Genomic DNA, 20612 nt, shown 5'->3' with positions numbered 1-20612 from the left:
GCCACAGCGGTGATCCTGGTCGTGACGGACGAGGGGCGTGTACCGATGGGGCGTAGGGGACATGGTGGTCTGGTCAGTACTGGTACCAGTACTTCATCGACAGGCCTCCGGTTGCCGAGACCGCCGCGTAGTAGGACAACGCGAACTCCCGGCACGTCGCGCGCGGCGTCCACATCCCGTACGGCGCGCTCGGGTTGCGGGCGAGCACGGGGTAGGCGTTGCACGTGTAGTCGCGCAGCGTGGTGAAGAAGACGGCGTCGACCGCGCCCTTCCTGGACCGGTCCCACTGGCGGGTCTTCAGGTAGATGATCCCGTAGCCGTAATCGTGCATGTCGCAGGCGGCGCGGAAGTCGAAACCGCGGGGCTGGTCCGGCGACGTCGTGCAGTGGTCGTCGTTGACTCCCACGACCGCCTTGCGACCGGGTGTCCGCTTCCACGACGGTTGGAGTTTCTTGCCGCCGTACGCCATCGGGACCGGGCCCACCCAACACCCGTCGGTGCCCCACAGGTACTGCGAGGCGTACTTGCACTGGCTCGGGAGTGCCGAGACGGCCGGTGGGCGCGCGGCGGAGGCGAGCTTGCCCGCTGCCGCGTAGGTAAGGGCCCACGTGCCGTCTACGGGTGTGGACAACGTCGTGAGGTTGCCCGTGCTGTCGTAGCCGTAGGTACTGGTGAGGATCCCGTTGCCGTCCACCTGACGCAGGTCGCGCACCTCGCGCAGCCGTTTGGCCTGGTCGTAGGCGTACTCGCTGACGACGACCGGTGGCGCGTCGCCCGCTGGGTCGTGGGTGATCCTGGCGAGTTGGCCCGCCACGTCACCGAACCGGCTCGCTGTCGCGGTGGTCGTCGTCGCGTAGCCGAAGGTCAGCGACTCACACCCGCAGGGCGCGGTGAGCACCGCGTACCGGCCCTGGGCGTCGTACCCGACCGCGCTCATCCCCACCTGAGCCGTTCCGGTAGCGGTGACCAGGAGTTCACCGTTGACCAGCGCCCACACCCGTTCGGTCGGCGGGTCGGTCGCGGTCTTCTCCCGAAAGGTTCCGCTAGGCCCACGGACCACCATGGAGCCGTCCTCGGCCTTGAAGGTGCCAGGGCTGGCCGGGTCGGCGACGAAACGTGTGGACGCCGTCCCCGTGCTGCGGGCCAGTTGCAGGTACCCGTTGGCGCTGAAGTCCTTGAGCCGGTCGCCGAGCGAGCCACCGAGGGGCTCGAGGCGCCATCGCGGACCGAGCACGGCCTCGTTGCGCCGGGTCTGGTCGATCCGCTGTCCCGCCGCGTGGCTGCGGGTGGTGATCAGGCCCGCCTCGGTGGTGTCGGTACCGCCGGTGATCCACACCCCGGTGTCCGGCTCGGCGTGCCCCGGCCACGCGTCGCTCGGCGACGGACCCGGGTCCGCGGGGTCGTCGCCCTCGCCGGGGACCACCGGGGTGTCTGTGGTGATCGTCAGGGTCGGGCGCGTGCCGTCCTCGTGTTCCGACGAGGTGAACACCCGGTGGTTCGCGGTCGCGGTCTCGGTGGGGGAGCGCAGGACGAGGCCGTGGTTCGGAGTCCCGGTCGCCCACCTCGCCACGATCGCGGTGACGTCCCACGTCATCACGCCGCTGCCGCACGTACCCTGCTGCGACCCCTCGGTGCTCGACGCGGCGTCCTCGGTCGTGCCGTCCGGCTGCGGCGTCCAGGTCTGGCTCGCGGCGGTCCAGAAACCGGTGACCCGGCGCACCTGGATGCCCGCGCCGACGGCAGGTCCGCAGCCGGGGGCGTCGACGTTGGTGATCCGCAGTTCCGCTTTGAGCGGTGCGCGCAGCCCGCGGGTGTCGAACCGCAAGTACGTGCGGGCGCGTTCACCGTCGGTCTCGGTCCCGGCCTTGAGGTACGGGCCACCCGGGTCGGCGCCGTCGAACGAGCTGTTGACGTCGGTGTCGTCCAGCAACGGCAACTCGGCGCGGAACTGGTCCGCCGCGTGCGCTACCCGTTCGTCGGCGGGCAGTGCGAAGACCAGCGCGCCGAGCAGCACAAGAACCAGCACGCCGATCCAGGTCCTGGGCAGGCACGGCGCGGGTGGGCCGGAGCGGCTCGGTGTGTCCAGCAGTGTCACTTTCTCGTGCGGCAGCAAGGTGATCCTCCCCCCGGGCCGGTGCCCGTCGGGGACGAGACTGCGCGCCGCGGTGTGGGGGAACCTTGAACAAACCTGGAAACCCCAGGTGGGCGCCGGTCACCTTCGGCCTCCTGGGACCGGTTCGGGCATGGGGGCCGCGGGGTCCGGTGCGACTGGGGCACGCGCGCCAGGTGCGGGTGCTCGCCGCGCTGCTCGTGGACGCGGGCAAACCTGTCCCGGTGGAGCACCTGGTGTGCCGGGTGTGGGGGGAGCAGGCACCGCACAGCGCGACCACCACGCTGTACAGCTACGTCTCGCGGCTGCGGCAGAGCCTCGCCGACACCGGTGCCCGGATCGAGCGCGGCTCCAGCGGGTACACCGCCGAGGTCGAACCGGACTCCGTGGACCTGCACCGGTTCCGGCACCTGATCGCCCTGGCCCGTAGTGACGCCAAGGCCGACCTGCTCGCCGAGGCGCTGGAGCTGTGGCACGGCGAACCGTTCGGCACGATCGACAGCCCGTGGTTCAACGCGCTGCGCGAGTCGCTGCTGCGCGAACGGCACGCCGCCGCGGCCGACCTGGTCGACGCCCGGCTGGCGCAGGGCAGGCATGCCGAGCTGGTGCCCGAACTCGCCGACCGCGCTGCCGCCGAGCCCCTCGACGAGCGGGTGGCCGGGCAGCTGATGCTCGCCCTCTACCTCCAGGGCCAGACAGCCGCCGCGCTCGCCTGCTTCACCCGCACCAGGGCCCGGTTGGCCGACGAGCTGGGGGTGGACCCAGGACCGGAGTTGGTCCACCTGCACGCGCGCGTCCTGCGCGGCGACCCGGACCTCGCCCCACGTCGACCAGGCGAGCGCACGAGTCCGCCGCCCGCGTCCGCGCGTCCACCGGCGATGCTGCCACCGGACGTACCCGACTTCACCGGACGCGCCACGCAGGTAGCGGACTTGCGCGCGTTGCTGGCAGGCGCCACCCCGGTCACCGTCGTCGTCGGCATGGGCGGGGTGGGCAAGACCGCGCTCGCACTGCACGTCGCGCACCTGATGGCGGACAGCTTCCCGGAAGGGTGCCTCTCCGCGACCTTGCGCGGCGCCGACGAGCAGCCCGTGCCCGCCACCGACGTGCTTGCCCGGTTCTTGCGTGCCCTTGGCATGCCCGCGCGGGCGGTCCCGGTCGAGGAGGTCGAGCGGGCCGAGGCCTATCGGGCGTTGCTGCGCGATCGGAAGGTGTTGGTGCTGCTGGACAACGCGGTCAGCGCCGAGCAAGTGCGCCCGCTGTTGCCGGGATCGGGCAGTCCCGCCCTGGTGACCAGCCGAGATCCGCTCAGCGGGATCGCGGGGGCGCGCCGGGTCGAGCTGGGCGCGTTCGACCGGACCGACGCGGTGCGGCTGCTGGCGGGCATCGTCGGGGAGGCGAGGGTCGACGAGGAAGCCGAGGCCGCTACTCGGATCGTGCGGCGCTGCGGCTCGCTGCCCTTGGCGGTGCGGGTCGCGGGCGCTCGGCTGGCCGCTCGACCGACGTGGCGGCTGGCGCACCTGGCGGACCTGCTCGCCGACGAGCGGCGACGGCTCGACCAACTGGCCACCGGCGACCTCGCGGTCCGGGCGTCGTTGGAGCTCAGCTACCGCGAGCTCGACGGCCGCCGCAGGCGCCTGTTCCGGCTGCTCGGCCTCTTCCACGCCCCGGACTTCCCGGCCTGGCTGGCCGCCACGGCGCTCGAGTGCTCGCTGGCCGAGGCGACCGAGTGCGCTGAGGCCCTGGTCGACGCCCAACTGCTGGGCCTCTCACGGGTCGACCCGGCTGGCCAGTACCGGTACCGGTTCCACGACCTGGTGCGGTTGTTCGCGGTCGAGCGGTCACTGGCCGAGGACAGCGCGGCGGACCGGACGGCGACCCTGGCCCGTGGCCTGGGCGGGTGGCTGGCACTGGCCGAGCGGATGGCCCCGCACGTGCCCGGCCCCTGCTACGCGCCGATCTCCGGTACCGCCACGCGCCCGGTGGACGACCAGTTGCCTGCCCAGACCTCCGGCGAGCCCACCGCGTGGTTCGACGCCGAGCGGGGTGCGCTGGTGGCCGCCGTGCGGCAGGCGTGCGCGCTCGACCTCGACGAACTCGCGTTCGACCTGGCCGGTGCCCTGGAGAAGTACTTCGACCTGCGCGGTATGTACACCGACTGGGCGGACCTGGAGACCCAGGTGCTGGACCTGTGCGTCCGCACCGGCAACCGGCTCGGGGAGGCGGTGATGCGCCGGGGCCTCGCCGACGTCACCACCTGGATCACCGACGGGCGGGACGTGGACGCCATGACCAGGGCGCGCGATGAGGCGTTCGGGCTGCTCGAGTTGTTCACCGCTCTCGGTCACGAGCCGGGCATGGCCGATGCCGCGGTGATGTGCACGTGGGCGCTCGCCGCGACTGGGTCGCACGCCGAGGCCGAGGAGCTCGCACACCGGGCGTTGGAGCTGGCGCGGGGGACCGGGCACCGGGGTGGCCAGGTGCGTGCCCTGCTGGCGTTGGCGGTGGCCTGCTTCGACCGGCGAGCCCTGCCCGAGGCGATCACCCATGCCGAGGCCGCCCTGACCGCTGCGCGCGAGCTGGGCAACCCCCGTGCCGAGGCCACCGCGCTGCAGTTCTGCGGCATCGGCTACCGCGAACTCGGCGAACTCGACGCCAGCGCCCGGTTGCTGTCCGAGTCCCTGGCGATCTCCCGGCGGCACGGTGATGACTACACCGAGGTGCTCACGCTGCTCGCGGTCGCCCGGTTGCGCCTGCGGCGGTCGGATCCGGGGGCGAGGGACGCGGCGGAGTCGGCGGTCGCGCTCAGCCGCGCGCACCGGATGACCCACCACGTGGCCGAGGCGTTGACCCTGCTCGGTGATATCGAGCTGGCTGGGGGCAATCCGGTGGCGGCCGTGCCGTACCTGGAAGAGTCCGTGGCGCTGTGGCGTACGCGGGGGTGGCGATCTTTCCAGGTGGCCGCGTTGACCAGCCTGGGGCAGGCCTATCTCGCGGTGGACCCGCGGGCGGCCCAGGCCGCGTTCCGCGAGGCGCGCTCACTCGACGGGTAGGCCCTGCGATATCCACTGTGGACGTTGGCGGGGATCCACGACGCTCCCAAGGTTTGTCCAAGAACGCTCGGAGAAGCTGTTCGTGCGGTTGGGAACAACCGCTCACTCGAGCGAAGGAGAGCGAGTCATGTCCCTAGTCACACGTGTGCTGGTTGTCGCGGCCACCGTGGCCTCGATCGGCGTCGGCGTGATCGGTGCCGCCGAGGCGTCACCGAACCCGGGCACCCGGATCGGGGTGCACACCACCACCGAGGTGGCCTCCGCCGAGCAGCTCCAGGCGGCGGCGCTGCGCGAGAAGATCGTCAAGATCGCCCAGCGGGAACTGGCGGCCACCAGCCACAACAAGGAGGTGGGCACCAACTGCAACTACTACAGCGGCAAGATCGGCAGCGGCACCAAGTGCGCCAACGGGTGGCGCGCCGAGGCGTGGTGCGCGGACTTCCTGGAGTTCGTGTGGAAGGAGGCGGGGGTGAACGTCTCGGGCATCACCCCCGCGGCCGCCAGCCTCTACTCCTACGGCAAGGCGCACCGCACCTGGAACAGCGGCTCCAGCACCACCGGCGTCAAGCCGGGTGACGCCGTCGTCTACAACCTCAACGCCAACGGCACCTGGGCATCGCACGTCGGGATCGTCACCAAGGTGAGCGGCGGCAAGATCACCGTGATATCCGGCAACAGCGGCCCGAAGACCGACCGGGTCCACGAGCTCCCGCTCGGCAAGCCCAGTGGCACCGTCTCGGGCTACACCGCCCCCGTCGCCTGACCCAACCCGCGCCTCGAACGATCACGTCCCGGCACCGCGTGTGCCGGGGCGTGATCGGCGTGTGGGCGGCGCTTCCCTGGTGCGCGTGGAGGTGGGCGACCTCGGCCACGTCCTCCAGCGGTGCCGACGCGGCGCGGCAGGATCAAGTCGGCGCGACAGATTCGGTCAAGATCCAGATCAGCGCCGACCCCCACAGTTGACCTCGTGCCCGCACAGGGCGGCACGGTCACCAGGGGAGAAGCCAGATGGACCCTTACCAGGAGTCACCCACCGCCACACCTGCCTGTGGGACCGGTGAGACGCCGAAGCGCTGACGAGGTGTTCGCTGCCGGCGTGCTGGGGGTCGCCAGCAGCGAACACCACCGGCTCGGCGCGGCTATGGGTGTCCCTGCTGTGCGCACGGGTCGGCGAAGTCGATGTTGGGGAAGTAGCGCGACCAGTCCGCCAGGGTGATGGGGTGGAGTGCGCGCTGGCAGACCCAACTGGCCGCGGTGGAGATGTCGGCGGGCCACAGGAGACCAGAGTTGTTGTTGGTCAGGATCGCGAGGGCCTTGCTGTCGGCGGTGAAGCTCACCGTTCCGAAGGTGAAGTTCGAAGCATTGTGGACCGCGTACTCCACCGGGTTGTCGCGGTCGCCGATGTCCCAGACCTGCACCGTGTCCCGGTTGGCCACGGCGATGAACCGGTTGTCGGGGGACAGCGCCATCGCGACCAGGCCGGGGATGTCACCGGCCGCGCGGGGGCGTAGGGGATCCGTGGTGTCCCACAGGCGGGTGGAACCGTCCGTGCCGCCAGAGACAACCGCGGCGCCGGTGTCGATCGAGACGGCAATCGGCGCGGTCGGGGAGAACATGGCGTACGGCACATGCCGGGTGTCCGGAGACGACGATTGCCGGTACGGACGAGCCGGATCGGTGAAGTCCCACAAGTGGACGCCTGATTCTGGGCTGAGCGTGACCAAGTCGCCGTCGTGGTCGAACCCGACCACGTCTTCCTCTGTGGCGACTCGGGCCCGTTCGACCGGGTGAGCGGGATCTCGCACGTCCAGAACGCGGATCGTGCGGTTGAAGACCGGCTGGAAGGTGATGGTCGTGGTCGAGCTCTGGGCGAGCACCAGGATCGGCTCCACGGGGCTGAAGTAGGGCGCGGCCGAGTCTGTCGACGGTACGGTCGCGACCACCTGCGGCCTGCTGGGATCCGTCACATCCAGCAGGTGCACCGGCCCCTGGACCGCTTTGACCGCCAGCGTCTGTCCTGTCCGGTCGATGGCCATGCGGCTGATCGGGGCGAGGTTCGGCACGACGTGGGAGAACCTGGGTGTGGGGGTTCCGTTGGAGTCGTGGACCTTGAGCGCGCCGCGGGACGCGGTGTAGAGGTAGCGGCCGCCCGGGTGGAACAACGCCTGGTTCGTGTCGTTGAGGCTGCCGGACTCGTTGGCCCGGTTGAACGAGGAGACCACGTCGAACAGGCCGCCGCGCAAGTCCGGGTTGGGCAATAGGCGATACGCGGCAAGTGCCACCTGACCCGCGAGGGAGGGGTTGGTGGACCGCAGCAAACGCGCCTGGGCCATGGCCTGACCGATCACGGCCTCGGTCACGCGGCGCTCGTTGTCGCGAGAGGTGCGCACGGCGTAGAGGCCGACCGCGGCGAGGACCGCGACCAACGCGACCAGGGCGAAGGCGCTCAGACCTCGTCGGCGGCGGGTGCTCTTGCTCGCGGTGTGCGCCGCCCCCAGGAAGTCGCGCTGGGTGGAGGTGACGAGGGTGGGGTGGGTCGTGACCAGCTCCCGGGCCCGGGTGAGCAGGGTGCCCCGGTAGAGCGCGGTGGGATCGTGGTCGAGGTCCTGCCAGACCCGGGTCGCGTCGACGAGGTGGCGGTGGACGCGGAGGGTGTCGCGGTCCTCGGCGAGCCAGGCGCGCAGGCGCGGCCAGTGGGTGATCAGGGCCTCGTGCGCGGGCTCGACGCCGTCGTGGTCGATGGTGATGAGGCGAGCGGCGGCGAGGGTGTGCAGGACGGCGGTGGTCGTCGGGTCGTGATCCCACTCGTCGTGCGGGACGCGGCGTTTGGTGTCGTCGCCGTCGCCGAGGGCCACGAGCCGGGTGCACGTGGCCTTGGCGATGTTCTGCCCGTGCTCGTCCAGTTCGGAGTAGACCGCCTCGGCGGTGCGGGCGATGGCGTGGTCGATGCCTCCGGCGGCGGTGTAGCCCTCGAGGCCCAGGGTGATGCCGCGCCTGCGCTGCCAGGTCTCGAACAGGGCGTGCGACAGCATCGGCAGCACCCCGGCGCGACCGGCGGCGTCGGCGACGAGGCGGGTCACCAGCTCGGACTCCAGGCGGTGGCCCCGTGCCGTGGCGGGTCCGACGATGGCCTGGTGCAGCTCCTCGGTGGTCAGCCTGCCGAGCAGTACCTGGCCGTCCCGCAGGGCTTCCACGAGCGGCTCGTGCTCCGCGCAGTGCCCGTAGAAGTCGGCGCGCACCCCGAGCAGCACGTGCGCCCGGCCCGCGACCGCGACCAGCGCCTCGATGAACCAGGTGCGCTCCTCGGCGTTGTCGCAGAGGGTGAACAGCTCCTCGAACTGGTCGACGAGCAGCAGCAGGCCTGTCGTCGGCGCGAGCAGCAGGGCCAGGTTCGCCGGGTCCGCGCGCAGCTGCTCGTGCACCTCCACCGTTGATCGCCCGACGAGCTCGGCGACGTGGATCGCGCACTCCTCGACCGGGTTGGCGCCGGGGGCGAGCACCGCGACCGGACCAGGCCAGCGAGCCGCGACACCCGCCCGCAGCACCGACGTCTTGCCCGCGCCGGACGCGCCGAACACCCCGACGAAGTGCCGTTCGCTCAGGCGCGTGCGGATTTCCCCGACGGCCCGGTCCCGTCCGAAGAACACCTCGGCGTCGCCCTCGTGGAAGGCGAACAGCCCCCGGTACGGGACGGTCGTGTCCTCCTGAGCCACCGGTCGCCCGAGTTCCGCGTCCGCCTGCCGCCACCGCTGTTCCCATGCCCGCGCGTCGCCGCCGCAGGCGCGGACGTAGGCGAGGGTGACGGTCAGAGTGGGCAACCGCCGCCCGGCAGCCGCATCGGACAGCGCGGCGATCGAGTAGTGCGCCCGTGTGCTGAGTTGGCGGTACGTCGGGGAACCGGCCTGTCGGCGCAGCTCGCGCAGGGCCTCGGCGAAGTCGACGAGCACCGGGTCGCCCGCTTCCACGGGACGTTCCTGTCGCGGCACGCCCCGTTCCCCCTGTTCACGTCGCGTTGTCCAGCGGAGTGCGCCGGATCCTGAACAACGCCGCGCACGCTACACACGAGCTGACAGCGGCCAGTGGCGCGAAACCGCCTTGTGGCGGGAGAACCCGGTGGCCTGCCTCGAACTCGCCGACACCAGGGGGAACACCGATGCACGTCCAGATCCGTTTGCTCGGCGCCGTCGAACTGCTCGTCGACGGTCGTCGCCGCGCCGTGGGCCACACCCGCCAGCGGTGTGTCCTCGCCGCCTTGGCCGTCGACGCGAACAGACCCGTGAGCTACGAACAGTTGGCCACCCGCGTCTGGGGCGACGCCTTACCCCGTGAGCCGCGCGGAGCCCTGTACGGCTACGTCCACCGACTGCGCCGCGTCCTGGCCGATGTCCGCGAGGTGCGGCTCGAACGCGCCCCGGGCTGCTACACCCTCGTCGCGGCGCCGGACATCGTCGACCTGCGCCGGTTCGAGCACCTGGCGACGGCGGTGCGCCGGGAGACCGGGGATCCCCGGCTGGTCGAGCTGAGCGACGAGGCACTGGGCACCTGGCACGGCTCCCGCGCGTTCGAGGGGCTGGACACCCCGTGGTTCGAGGCGGCGCGGGAACTGGTGCACCAACGGCGGTACCTCGTGGAGACGGCCCGCACCGACGCCGTCCTGAGGCTCGGCCGCGGCGGCGAGGTCGTCGCTGACCTGTTCGCCCGCGTCCGCGCGCACCCCTTCGACGAGCAGGTCGCCGCGCACCTGATGCTCGCCCTGCACAGCGTCGGCCGCACCGCCGACGCGTTCACCATCCACCGCGACCTCTGCCGCCGCCTCGTCGACCACCTCGGCACCAACCCGGGCGAGGCCGTCCACCACGCGTTCCAGACACTCCTCCGGGGCTTCGACCGCGCTGACCGGTCTGCGGTGCCGGTCCGAGGTTTGTCCTAGTTCGGTCCAAGACCGGCTCGCGACAGTGGAGGTCATCAGCACCCGCCGGATCGAGGCGAGGTGCGCGGAAGAGGAGGTTCTCCGTGAGAGCACGTGCGATCATCCCGGCCGTGGTGGCGGTGGGGTCCGTTCTGGCCGGGGTCGGCCAGCTGCCCGCAGCCGGGCAGACGGCGGGCAGCCCCCTGGCGTGCAAGCAGCACTCCCACAAGGCCCGCGACACGTACAACAACGGCGGGGTGAAGGGATCGAGCGCGCCGGTGCGCGCTGCCGGGCCCTACGCGGGCTGCGCCATCGACGGAACCGTCAGCTCGGGCGTCCGGCTGCACTACCACTGCTACGTCATCAACAGCGAGGGCAACAGCTGGACGTGGGTCCGCGTGGTCGGCCAACCCGTCGCAGGCTGGATCTACAGCGGCAACCTGAAGCCGAAGCCGAACCAGAAGGTCGGCGGCTCAACCGAACGCTGCTAGCGAACCACCCCCGACTCCCCACCACCTCGCGGTCCGCTCCAGCTGCGACGCACTGCCGCTCGGCGCGCTGCCCGTGGAGCGTGACGAGGTAGTCGTTCATCGCCGCGTTCGAGCAAGCCTCCCTGAGCACCGCGATGGGCGGATCTAACCAGTGACCGCTTCGGGGTGAACTATGAGGCTTATTCAGGACGCCGTCCGCCAGCGGTTGGATGATCGCCAGGGTGGGGGGAGGTGAAATAGGCGGCGGTCCGTTTGAGAGAATCTGGTTACCACACCAAAGAACCTCACCAGACGGACCGCCTGCATGTATCATACCACCGACCTTGCACGCGATTCCCTCGAGAACCTCAGTGCCGCGATTCACCAGCAGGTCGGTGGTGGTCGGCGGCCGTGGCCGCCGGTGTTAGGCTTGTTCACCTCGCTGGTCGTCACGCTGACTTATTTACGACGACATCGTGTGCAGGCGGAGTTGGCGGAGACCTTCGGGGTCTCGCAATCCACGATCAGCCGAGCGATCGCCGCGGTCACACCCCTGTTGGGCAGCGTTCTCGCCGACCACATCCCCGCGGTCGACGACGTGGACGACCAACGGCGCCACATCATCGATGGAACCCTGTTGCCCTGCTGGTCATGGGCATCGCAACCCGGTCTGCACTCGAAGCGACACCGGAGAACCGGGGTCAACGTCCAGGTCGCCTGCACACTCGACGGATCACTCGCGTGGGTATCGAGCCCCTTCGAAGGCCGCCACCACGACTTCCACTGCCTCAAGCAATCAGGAATCCTGGAAGGCCGGGACACCACCTCCTGGCTCGCCGACAAAGGCTACATCGGCAGCGACATGCTCATCCCGTTCCACAAACCCCGCAAACGTGAATAACCACGATGGCAGAAAGACTACAACTTCCGGCACAACAAGATCCGCGTCGCCGTCGAACGAGCCATCGCCCACCTCACAACCTGGCGAATACTCCACACCGACTACCGACGCCCCTGCAACACCTTCGCCACCACCATCACAGCGGTCATCGGACTCTCCTTCTACGCCCGCTCTGAATAGCCCTCTATGTATGGCATATCGTGTTGACCTGTCGGAATCCGATTTCGGCAGGTCAGCACGCGTATGTCCCGGGCAATTGAACGCAGTTCATGGCCGTTGGAGCATTTCTGCTCCAGTACGCAGGCGCGGTGCGCCTGTGCGAATTACGTACTCTGGTGGAAGCAGCTCAGAGGGCGGTCCACCACGGCGTTGACCGGTCAACACCACGAGCCGTAGACGTCGATGTAGGTGTAGTCGAAGATCTTGTGCCAGCCGGAGTTCGCGGGGAGGTACCCGTAGTCGGTGTAGAGGCCGCAGGACCCGACGTAGAAGCCGTCCACGTCGACGCCGTATCCGCCTCTCATCTGGCCTGGGTAGACCCAGCCGGCGGCGCCCTCCTTGTCGCCCCAATCAAGGGTGTACTTCACCCGGATAGCTGACGAGTTGCCGAGCTTGCCGCACGCGTACCACTCGTCCGGTGCACATCCGCCGAGCACGCCGATGCCCACCCGAGGTACGTCCGCCTGGGCCGTCATCGGCGCAACGAGCATGAGCGCCCCGATCGTGAGTCCCAGCACCAAGGCTCGAAGCCTTCTTTTCTCCCTGCTCACTGCTTCCTCCCCTTGTGTGACACGTGACCTGATTCGAGCTGCCGCGTACTCGGGGTCACCTCGGGCAGGTCTCGTGGGGCGTGGTCTCCGGTAGGTGTTCGGCCCACTGGGCCGCGGTCAGGCCGTGCGACAGGTTGGCGCAGATCTCCCGCGCGGTCCGGTCGGGGTCCAGGTCCCACAGAGTCGTCGTGTCGTCGGCGGCGGCGGCCAGCGTCGTGCCGTCCGGGCTGAACGCCAACGACCGCACGGTGGACGTGCGGCCGCTGAGACGGGCCGCGATCGCGCGTTCGCGCACGTTCCACAGCCTGATGGTGTTGTCGTTGCCCGTGTAGGCGAGAGTGCTCCCATCGGGGCTGAAAGCGACACCGGTGAACGGGGCATCGGCGTGACCGGGGAGGGTGGCCACCCGCGTGCCGGTCGCGACGTCCCACACGATCACCGTCTGGTCGGTGCTCGCCGACGCGAGCAGCGTGCCGTCCGGGCTGAACGCCAGTGACCGCACCCACCCGGTGTGGCCGGTGAACGTGGTGCGGCGGCTGTGCGAACCGACGTCCCACAGCGTCACGAGGTGGTTGTCGTGGTCGGCGGTGGCCAGGGTCTGGCCGTTCGGGCTGAACGCGACGCCGGTGACGACCGCTTCGACGTCGAATGTCGCCAGGCGGGTACGCGTGGGAACGTCCCAGAGGATGGCCGTGTGGTCGATGCTCGCCGACGCCGCGGTACGCCCGTCAGGACTCGTCGCCACGTCGACGACCGCGGCCCCGTGTCCGGCGAGTGGCTCGCGCGGCTGCCACACCACAACGCCGTTGGCAGCCGGGTCGTAGGGGTCGTGGGCGGACTCGACACCGGTCACCACCGTGCCGTCCCCGCCCGGCACCACCGAGTTGACCACTCTGTCCGGCTCGGCGAGACGTCGCGCGGGCGTGCGTGACGCCATGTCCCACAGCGTGGTCCCGCCCACCCCCGCGGTCGCCAGCCGCCGCCCGTCCGGCGTGAACGCGACGTCGTTGACCGTGGACCCGTTCGCGATCGGTGCCACCGCCGTGTCCCACAGGCTGATCCGCCCGTTCTCGCCGCCCACCGCGAGGAGGTTCGACTCGGTCGGGCTGAAGGCGACGGAGTACAGGTTGAGCCGGTGTCCGGCAAGGCGGCCGCGCGGGGTGCGGAGGGTGGTGTCCCACAACCTGATGACGGCGTCGCTGCCCGCCGAGACGAGGGTGCGGCCGTCCGCGCTGAACGCGAGGGTGTACACCCCGAGGGTGTGGTCGGCCAGCACGGCGGTGCGGGTACGGGTCGGCACGTCCCACAGCGCGACCGTGGTGTCGTCACCGGTGGACGCGAGGGTGTGCCCGTCCGGGCTGAACTCCACCGCCCGCACACCGTCTGTGTGTCCGGTCAGTGTTGCCACCGGGGTCTGCCGGGTGACGTCCCACAACCGGATCGTGCGGTCGTCGGCCGAGCTGGCGAGGGTCGCGCCGTCCGGGCTGAACGCGAGACCGGCGACCGACGCGGTGTGGCCGGTCAGGGTGGCGACAAGTCGTCCGCTCGGCACGTCCCACAGCCGCACCTGGAGATCGTTCCCCGCGCCTGCCAGGAGACCGCCGTCGGGGCTGAACTTCAGCACGCGGACGATGTCGCCGCTGCCGGTGAACTCCCGCAGCACGGTCCGTGCCCTCAGGTCCCACAGGACGACGCGCCGGTCGTCACCACCGGTGGCCGCCAGCGTGCCCGCGGAGTTCACCGCGAGGGCGCGGATCCACGTGTGGTGACCTCTCAGGGTGGCGGTTCGACCCCGGTCGTCCCCGCGCCACAGGGACAGGGTCTGGTCCTGGCTCGCGCTGACCACCGTGCCGTCCGGGGTGAAGGCGACCCCGGACACGGCCTGGGCGTGGCGCTCGACGTCCGTGCGCAGGTGCCGGTACGCCGACAAGCTGATCAGCGCGCTCCGTGCCTCGATCGTCGACGCGGCCCGGTTCGCTTCGACGCTGAGGAGTTTCGCCGTGATGGGGTCGGAGTGGGCCAGCGCCAGCGCACGGGTCGCGAGTTGGCGGGAGACCGCGGCCTGACGCGCGCGCACCGCGTCCGCACGCTGGACGGCGGCCACCACGCCGATGACGGTGGTGATGGTCACCAGCACGGCCAGCGCCGCCATCACGTACCGGGACTGCCGGGTCCGCCGCGCCGCTGCCGCCCGTTCCCCCGCCTGCTGGTCCGAACTCGCCGCCAGGAATGCCCGTTCGACGGGGTTGAGCTGTCCCTCTGCCCGGCGCGCCCACTCGAGGGCGGCCGACAGCCGCACCCCTCGGTACAGCGCGCCGGGATCGCGGTCCAGCACCTCCCACTCCTGGGCGGCGCGGGTCGTCGCGCGGTGCGTGCGCTGCCCTTCGCGGTCCGCGGCGAGCCAGTCGCGCAGCCGGGGCCACGCGTGGATGAGGGCCTCGTGGGCGATCTCGACCGCCTCGGCGGAGACTGTGATCAACCTGCGTTCGGCGAGCGCGGCGAGCACCTCGGCGGTGTCGTCGGTCAGTTCCGACCGGACGACGCGGCGTTTGGTGTCCGCGGTGCCGTCGCCCAGCGCGGTGAGCCGCAGGAACAACGCGCGCGCCGACTGCCGCGCGCCGGGTGACAAGCAGGCGAACGCCGATTCCGCGGAGCGGGCGAGCGCGCCGTCGATGCCGCCCGCCGCGTGGAAGCCCGCCAGGGTCAGTGTGTTCCCACGTCGTCGGTGCCAGGTCTCCAGCAGCGCGTGCGACAACAGCGGCAACGCACCGGCGTTGCCCGCTGACTGGGCGAGCAGTTCAGCGACCAGCGCGCCTTCGAGGACGAACCCGGCGTCGACCGCGGGACGGACGATCGCCTGGCGCAGCTCGTCGTTGGTCATCGGTCCGACGGCCACCTGGGCGTCCTCGAGCGCGTCGACGAGGTCGGGGTACCGGGTGCAGTGGGCGTAGAAGTCGGCGCGGACACCCAGCACTACGCGGCACCGGCCATCGGGCGTGCGTGCGGCGGTGAGCAGGAGTTCGACGAAGCGGGCGCGCTCGGTGTCGTCGAGGCAGAGGGTGAAGACCTCCTCGAACTGGTCGACCACCAGGAGCAGCTCGGCGTTGCCCGGCAGATGGGTCGACGCGACCCGCACCAGGTCGTGGCGGGCCAGGCCGGTCGGGCTCGCCAGACGGGCCGCCGCCTCGTCCAGCGGGTGCGGTCCCGGGGTGAACAGCACGACGTGCCGGTCCGGTTCGGCTGCCTGCCAGCGCGGCACCAGGCCCGCGCGCAGCAACGACGACTTGCCCGCGCCGGACGCGCCGAACAACGCGACGAAGCGCTGTCTTCCCACTCGGTCGAGCAACTGTTCGACGACCCGCTCCCGGCCGTGGAACCGCTCGGCGTCCTCAGGCTGGTAGGCGGCCAGCCCCACATACGGTGTGGGACCGTCGAGCGGCGGATCGACGGGTCTGGCGGTCATGGCCTGCTCGAGGGCCACCCGGTGCCAGCGCCGTTCCCACTCGGCGGTGTCGCCCGCGCATCCGCGCACGTAGGCCAGCGTCACCGCCAAGCTCGGCAGCCGTCGCCCGTTGGCCGCACTCGACAACGTGGTGACGGAGAAGTGCACACGTGCGGCCAGTTCGCGGTAGGTCGGACTGCCCGCCGCCAAGCGGAGCAGACGCAGGTCCGCCGCGAACCGCACCACCGCGTCGTCGCCCGCGTCGAGCGGACGTTCGTGTCGCGGCATGGTGTTCGCCCCCTGCAACCCGGTCTCGCCGACATTGTTCTGCGTCCGTTTGTTCGGCGCCACGTCCCGACACCGAACAACCCGATCGCAGTACACCGGAGCGGACCGAGGGCGTGGCCTCGTGTCATCGGCGCGTCCCCGCAGTGGTGGGCCGCCGATCCGCGGGTGGAAGGGGCACTCATGGGTCCGACGATGTCCGATCCCGGCTCGGCGAGGAACACGGCCGAGTTCGCGGAGATGATGCGACGACTGAAACTGCGTTCCGGCTTGACCTACCGGGACCTGGAGAGGGAGGCCGCGCGCCGGGGTGACTACCTCGCGCGCAGCACCCTGGCCTCCGTCATCGCGAACGACCGCCTGCCGCGCCCGGACCTGCTGTGCGCGTTCGTCCGGGCGTGCGGGTGCGACGACGAGGTGGGCCGGTGGCTCTCCGCGCGCCACCGGATCGTGGAACTGTCTGCCCGACAGGGATCTCCAGCCACCGCCTCGCACACACCGACCGAGGTCCCGCCCATCTGGGTGCTGCTGTGCGCCGCGCTGGCCTTGGTCCTCGCCATGCGTCTCCGGTTCACCCGCGTGCCCGCCGGACCCGGCACACCACCAGTGCGACGACCCGGTTAGGTCGTTGAGCGCTGCCTAGCAGTGGATGGAGTCGGTCACCGGCTTCTCCTCCTGCACGGATGTCGGTCGGAGGTCGATCGTGTTGCGCCGAACCGGCCCCACGACCCGCACGGTGCTGCGGGCGCTCGAGACGGCCCCGAACGCCCGCAGCACTTCGTCACCGGGTCACCGGCACCGTCACAGGAACACCAGCTCCACCTGCTCGACGTTGCCCCAGCTGCAGTAGGCGTTCGTCCTGGTAGCACCCTGGACGACGCTGCTCTCGCCGCTCCCGCCGAGGGTGCACCAGACACGCACCCTCCACTTGTAGCTGCCCTTGGTCGTGCACTGGCCCCAGCCGTTCGTCAGGTTCTTGCCCTTGGTGCACGAGGGGCCGAACCCGTCGGTCGACGCGGTCGTGACCGACGTGCCTGCCGTCGTCGGTGCGGCGACCGCCGTTCCCGACACCCCTAGGAAGGCCGCACCGGCGACCATGGCGCTGATCAGGACTGCCTTGATTTTCATCTCATCCGTCCTTTCACCCCATTGCTGTCCGTTGAATCGGTGCCGACAGAACACCCCATCGTCGGGTTCCGCCTACATGATTGAGACCTGCGCGCGGTTGCTCAGGGATATTCTTCCGGCGAGGTAGAAGCCTCTGCTCGGGTGTCGCACCGGGTGGGCTGTTCCAGCTTGACAAGGCGGAGCGCGTATTGCCAGGTGTTTGGGGCGTCCCGGACGGAGGCGGAGCACCGTGGCTGGTCAGCGGCCTTTGTCCGGCCGTCCGGACAGTGCCCGGACGGGCGATTCCCTGGCTTGCTGCTGATCCACCCCGATGGAGTGGTGAATCAAGACCCTCTTCGACCCGGTTCCGCTCGGAACGCCGCAGAGTTCTCCACTCCGCTGAGGTTGCTCAAACTCACTGCCGCGCAGCGCAGCCGCGAACATGCTGCGCCGTGACACCCGACCACGGTCGGAGTTGCTCGCTGTGTTCGTGCGCGCGTGTGGCGACGAGCACCACCTGGCGGAGTGTTTGAGCACCAGGGAACGCTTGGCCGTGGGGTCGCACCTCGACCGTGCACGGACCACTCAGGCGACCGGACCCGACCCTCACCCTGAACCCGTCCCGCAGCGAACGAGACGATCACATCCGTGATCAGCAGGTTCCTCGGTGGTCGTCCCCCGTCAAGCTGGTCGTGGACCGGACCCACGCCCGATCCAAACGCAGCGTGGCTGGCGCGTTGGCCTGTGGGGTTCCAGAACTCCGCGCGATGCGTCTGACCTGCGTGGCGGGTAGCCCAGATTAGCCCCCGTGTGATCGCAAGGGGTCATGGTCGTCGAGCTGCTGGCGATTGACTATTCGCGAGCGTGGAGTCCACCGTGAAGGTGGCCCACCTGGATGGCGGTCCCTGTGTGGCGCCCGGTCATCACGTTGTGCACCGGTGCCACCTCCTGTTCGTGCGCGTTGAGCGCGGGGCGGAAGCACAGGTGGATGTGGAACTCTGACTCATGCGGCTGGATGGGCGCCGTCGATCGGCTCGCGTACTCCACCCCGCCGCCTCGGCGGACACCGAGGAACCCGACCCGGTACAGCAATTCGATGGCTATGTCCGGATCGAACAATGCCGTGTGCGCCGGGTACTCCTTGGGCAGCAGGTTCTTCACCAATTCGAACCTCACAGCGAACGCCGCGCGGGTCACCACATACCCCATGTTGTGGAACAGGATCAGCAGGCGGTCGAGGAACGGGAAGCTGATCCCGTACTCCTTGGCCAGGTCCAAGCGCTTCCACTTGGAGAAGCCCAGGGTGGCGTCCAGGACGTCGGCCTCCTCGACGCGTCGGTGCCCCCGCGCGTGGGCTGTGTCCCGGCAGAGGTTGAGGAACTGGATCGCGTCGCGCGGGCGGGGCAGCATCCGTGCGACCAGGTACTCCTCAGTCGGCTGGCCTGCGACTTGAACCGGGAAGACCTCGCCCCACAGCTCCGCACGGGTCAACCTGCGGCCCAGCGACGCGGACGCGCGCGCCAGGGCGAGGTCCCCCAACTGTTCCCCCGTCCAGTCGATGCGCAGCTCGTCGCTGTGGAACTTGTCCGCGTCGCTGAAGGTCAGCGAGTCGTAGACGTCTGAGCGCAGGAACACGACGCAGCGCACCGCGGAGCCGAAGACCAGCGAGCAGTGCTTGCTCGCCATGAGCAGCCCGGTGACGAGGTCGATGCTGACGGCGTCATCGGACCACGTCTGCTCCAACTGGTCGACCAGCAGCATGAGCGGTCCATGTGAACCCACGCACCCCAGGTCGTCACTGGCCCGCCTGACTGCGGCTTCCAACACCTCCAACTGCCTCGATACCCGCACCCCGGCCGTGGTGTCGCCGGTGTCAACGGCGACTTTGGCGCCGAGCGCCTCGAACGACAAGGACGCCTTGAGCCCTCGGCTCGCCCGCACGACCCGATCGAGGAACTGGTCTTCTGAGGTCTCGCCGTTGTCCTGGAGAAACCGGCGAAGCGCCTTGATCGACGGCGAACGGCGACCCCGATGCCTCCTGGCGTGCACGATCAGGAACCGCGCCGCGTGGGTGGCGAACACGTAGCGCCACAGCAGCGACTTCGCTGCGGCGCTTGTGAGACCGGCCAGCTCAAAACGGCGGAGCTCGTCGCCTGCAGCGTTGTCCGGGGTGATCAGGCGGGTGTGGCCGTCGGTCAGGTCGCCCATTGCCAGGCGCATGCAGATAGCGCTCTTACCCGAACCCTTGCGCCCGATGATCAGGCTCTTGCGACCGGAAAACGCTTCTGCGAACGCGGTCGTGTGCAGAAAACCCTGGCGCAGCAGCCCGTCGGCGATGTCGTGCTCGGCGTCGTCCCTGCCGAAGTACAGCGGGGTGACTATGTCCACCTGCTCGACCAGGCCCATTCCGGCGGAGTTCACAGCACTCAGTCCGAGCACGCGTTCGGCTCGCTGCCGGTCGAGCGCGGCCGAGTGCGTGCCCTGGACGCTCGCGGTCATCGGGCTCGCCCCTGCCTCCGACATGGATCGGTTCAACGTGGTGGCGAAGTCAGCATCGTGTTCCGCTCGGTCGTCCACCGCGAGCTGTGCTCGCCACCGGGTCCGCTCCGAGGCGCGGCCCTGCTCGCGCACCTCTTGGACAAGCCGCAGAACGGCAGGGTCATCACCCAGCGCGGACAGGATCAGCGCGCCCACGAACGCGGTAGTGGGGGCCAGTGCACCGACCGCATCACCGCGTCCGGCGCGAACATGTGCGACCAGCAGATCGACCTCGTCCAGCAGACCCGCCTCCACCCTGCAGACCATGTCCCGTGATCTACATCGGTTCGCCGGGAGTGGTCGTGACAGGGAGGACACGAACGGAGTAGTTCGTGTTTGAGGTCGTGTATCTCGTCGCGCAGCCGGAAAGCTAGCTCGAACTCGGCATGAGGCTGCATGAGTGCCCGATCGAGTCTCGGCACGACCCATGGTGTCCATGCAGCGGGTGGATCAAGTGCCTGCGGGGCAAGCACTGTGTGTGGGTAAGCAAGGAGAGCGGTCAGCGGCCCAACCCCGCGGGCCGCTCGGACGCTGCCGTCGCCTCGGTGGCCACGGCGAGGAAATCGCGGAGGGTGTCGCCGGTGAAGGTGAGCACCACGACTCCGTTCATGCGGCCTCCGCGGGTGAACTCGGTCTCTCCCACCGTGTTGGTCTCGAACGACATCGGACAGCCGGTGGTGACCTTCGCGTAGACATCGAGAGTCGGGGCATACATTTGTGGAGCCTCACTTCTGCGCGTAGCCAATCCACGCGACGTTGATATTGAACGGTTGCCACCTGACGGCGTCCCGTGCTGTGTCCACCAAATTAGGGCGACGGCCGCGGCAGCGACAGAGCGGCAATGCGGCTACCTTGTGGCGTCCTTGTGGCGTCACCATCGCCGCAACGCGTTCTTCACGGAAGACTTGGGGCAACGCCCCTAGCACGGCTACGAGAATTGCTGTGCCAGACCGAGATTTGCGGCAGCACGTGTGGCCATCGTCGGCCTGATCCGATAGTTCATTCGGGTGAATCGGGTTGTGCCGCC

At 69.9% G+C, this 20612-nt stretch carries 13 protein-coding genes; 6 read left to right on the top strand and 7 right to left on the bottom strand.

Annotated elements, in window-relative coordinates:
• Positions 1-73: 73 nt before the first annotated feature.
• Positions 74-2113: a phospholipase A2 gene (locus LV79_RS18030; protein WP_253838218.1), complete on the bottom strand. Its 2040-nt coding sequence runs from the start codon at positions 2111-2113 to the stop codon at positions 74-76.
• Between the two features lie 149 nt (positions 2114-2262).
• Between LV79_RS18030 and LV79_RS18025 the strand changes: the two genes are divergently transcribed.
• Positions 2263-5163: an AfsR/SARP family transcriptional regulator gene (locus LV79_RS18025; protein WP_253838216.1), complete on the top strand. Its 2901-nt coding sequence runs from the start codon at positions 2263-2265 to the stop codon at positions 5161-5163.
• 127 nt (positions 5164-5290) lie between these two features.
• Complete coding sequence (locus LV79_RS18020) at positions 5291-5926, top strand: CHAP domain-containing protein (RefSeq protein WP_253838214.1); 636 nt, start codon at positions 5291-5293, stop codon at positions 5924-5926.
• 376 nt (positions 5927-6302) lie between these two features.
• On the opposite strand, the gene LV79_RS18015 is transcribed toward LV79_RS18020, so the two are convergent.
• Positions 6303-9149 carry an nSTAND1 domain-containing NTPase gene (locus tag LV79_RS18015; RefSeq protein ID WP_253838212.1) on the bottom strand — a complete coding sequence of 949 codons (2847 nt, stop codon included), beginning with the start codon at positions 9147-9149 and terminating at the stop codon, positions 6303-6305.
• A 167-nt stretch (positions 9150-9316) separates the two neighbouring features.
• Between LV79_RS18015 and LV79_RS18010 the strand changes: the two genes are divergently transcribed.
• From LV79_RS18010 to LV79_RS18000, 3 genes are all read left to right on the top strand, one after another.
• Positions 9317-10093, top strand: a complete 777-nt coding sequence (locus LV79_RS18010) for an AfsR/SARP family transcriptional regulator (protein WP_253838210.1) — start codon at positions 9317-9319, stop codon at positions 10091-10093.
• A gap of 83 nt (positions 10094-10176) precedes the next feature.
• Positions 10177-10563 (top strand): hypothetical protein, encoded by a 387-nt coding sequence (locus LV79_RS18005; RefSeq protein WP_253838208.1) that lies wholly within the window; start codon positions 10177-10179, stop codon positions 10561-10563.
• Between the two features lie 304 nt (positions 10564-10867).
• Positions 10868-11443, top strand: a complete 576-nt coding sequence (locus LV79_RS18000; protein ID WP_253838207.1) for a transposase family protein — start codon at positions 10868-10870, stop codon at positions 11441-11443.
• A gap of 377 nt (positions 11444-11820) precedes the next feature.
• Here the strand turns inward: LV79_RS18000 and LV79_RS17995 are convergent, their stop codons facing one another.
• A complete protein-coding gene (locus LV79_RS17995; protein ID WP_253838205.1) occupies positions 11821-12213 on the bottom strand; it encodes a hypothetical protein in 393 nt (130 codons plus the stop codon).
• Positions 12214-12268: 55 nt separating this feature from the next.
• Positions 12269-15943 (bottom strand): nSTAND1 domain-containing NTPase, encoded by a 3675-nt coding sequence (locus LV79_RS17990; protein WP_253838203.1) that lies wholly within the window; start codon positions 15941-15943, stop codon positions 12269-12271.
• A 180-nt stretch (positions 15944-16123) separates the two neighbouring features.
• On the opposite strand from LV79_RS17990, the gene LV79_RS17985 reads away from it, so the two are divergent.
• Positions 16124-16564: a hypothetical protein gene (locus LV79_RS17985; protein WP_253838201.1), complete on the top strand. Its 441-nt coding sequence runs from the start codon at positions 16124-16126 to the stop codon at positions 16562-16564.
• Positions 16565-16741: 177 nt separating this feature from the next.
• Here LV79_RS17985 and LV79_RS17980 read toward each other — a convergent pair whose 3' ends face one another.
• The 3 genes from LV79_RS17980 to LV79_RS17970 all read right to left on the bottom strand — a co-directional run bounded on the left by LV79_RS17980 (position 16742) and on the right by LV79_RS17970 (position 20300).
• Positions 16742-17068: a hypothetical protein gene (locus LV79_RS17980; RefSeq protein ID WP_253838199.1), complete on the bottom strand. Its 327-nt coding sequence runs from the start codon at positions 17066-17068 to the stop codon at positions 16742-16744.
• A gap of 831 nt (positions 17069-17899) precedes the next feature.
• Entirely contained in the window at positions 17900-19852 is a 1953-nt protein-coding gene (locus LV79_RS17975; protein WP_253838198.1) for a P-loop ATPase, Sll1717 family, read from the bottom strand.
• A 232-nt stretch (positions 19853-20084) separates the two neighbouring features.
• Complete coding sequence (locus LV79_RS17970; RefSeq protein ID WP_253838197.1) at positions 20085-20300, bottom strand: hypothetical protein; 216 nt, start codon at positions 20298-20300, stop codon at positions 20085-20087.
• Between the last annotated feature and the right edge of the window lie 312 nt (positions 20301-20612).

This window comes from Actinokineospora globicatena (assembly GCF_024171945.1).
Classification (GTDB): Bacteria; Actinomycetota; Actinomycetes; order Mycobacteriales; family Pseudonocardiaceae; genus Actinokineospora; species Actinokineospora globicatena.
The sequence above is the reverse complement of the archived record's forward strand: the minus strand, read 5'-3'. Positions and strand labels throughout refer to the sequence as shown.

Excerpts from the sequence above, each read along its gene's own strand:
- LV79_RS18020 (WP_253838214.1), top strand. The coding sequence starts at position 5,291 with ATGTCCCTAGTCACACGTGTGCTGGTTGTCGCGGCCACCGTGGCCTCG.
- LV79_RS18010 (WP_253838210.1), top strand. The coding sequence starts at position 9,317 with ATGCACGTCCAGATCCGTTTGCTCGGCGCCGTCGAACTGCTCGTCGAC.
- LV79_RS18000 (WP_253838207.1), top strand. The coding sequence starts at position 10,868 with ATGTATCATACCACCGACCTTGCACGCGATTCCCTCGAGAACCTCAGT.
- LV79_RS17990 (WP_253838203.1), bottom strand. The coding sequence starts at position 15,943 with ATGCCGCGACACGAACGTCCGCTCGACGCGGGCGACGACGCGGTGGTG.
- LV79_RS17985 (WP_253838201.1), top strand. The coding sequence starts at position 16,124 with ATGGGTCCGACGATGTCCGATCCCGGCTCGGCGAGGAACACGGCCGAG.
- LV79_RS17980 (WP_253838199.1), bottom strand. The coding sequence starts at position 17,068 with ATGAAAATCAAGGCAGTCCTGATCAGCGCCATGGTCGCCGGTGCGGCC.
- LV79_RS17975 (WP_253838198.1), bottom strand. The coding sequence starts at position 19,852 with ATGGTCTGCAGGGTGGAGGCGGGTCTGCTGGACGAGGTCGATCTGCTG.
- LV79_RS17970 (WP_253838197.1), bottom strand. The coding sequence starts at position 20,300 with ATGTATGCCCCGACTCTCGATGTCTACGCGAAGGTCACCACCGGCTGT.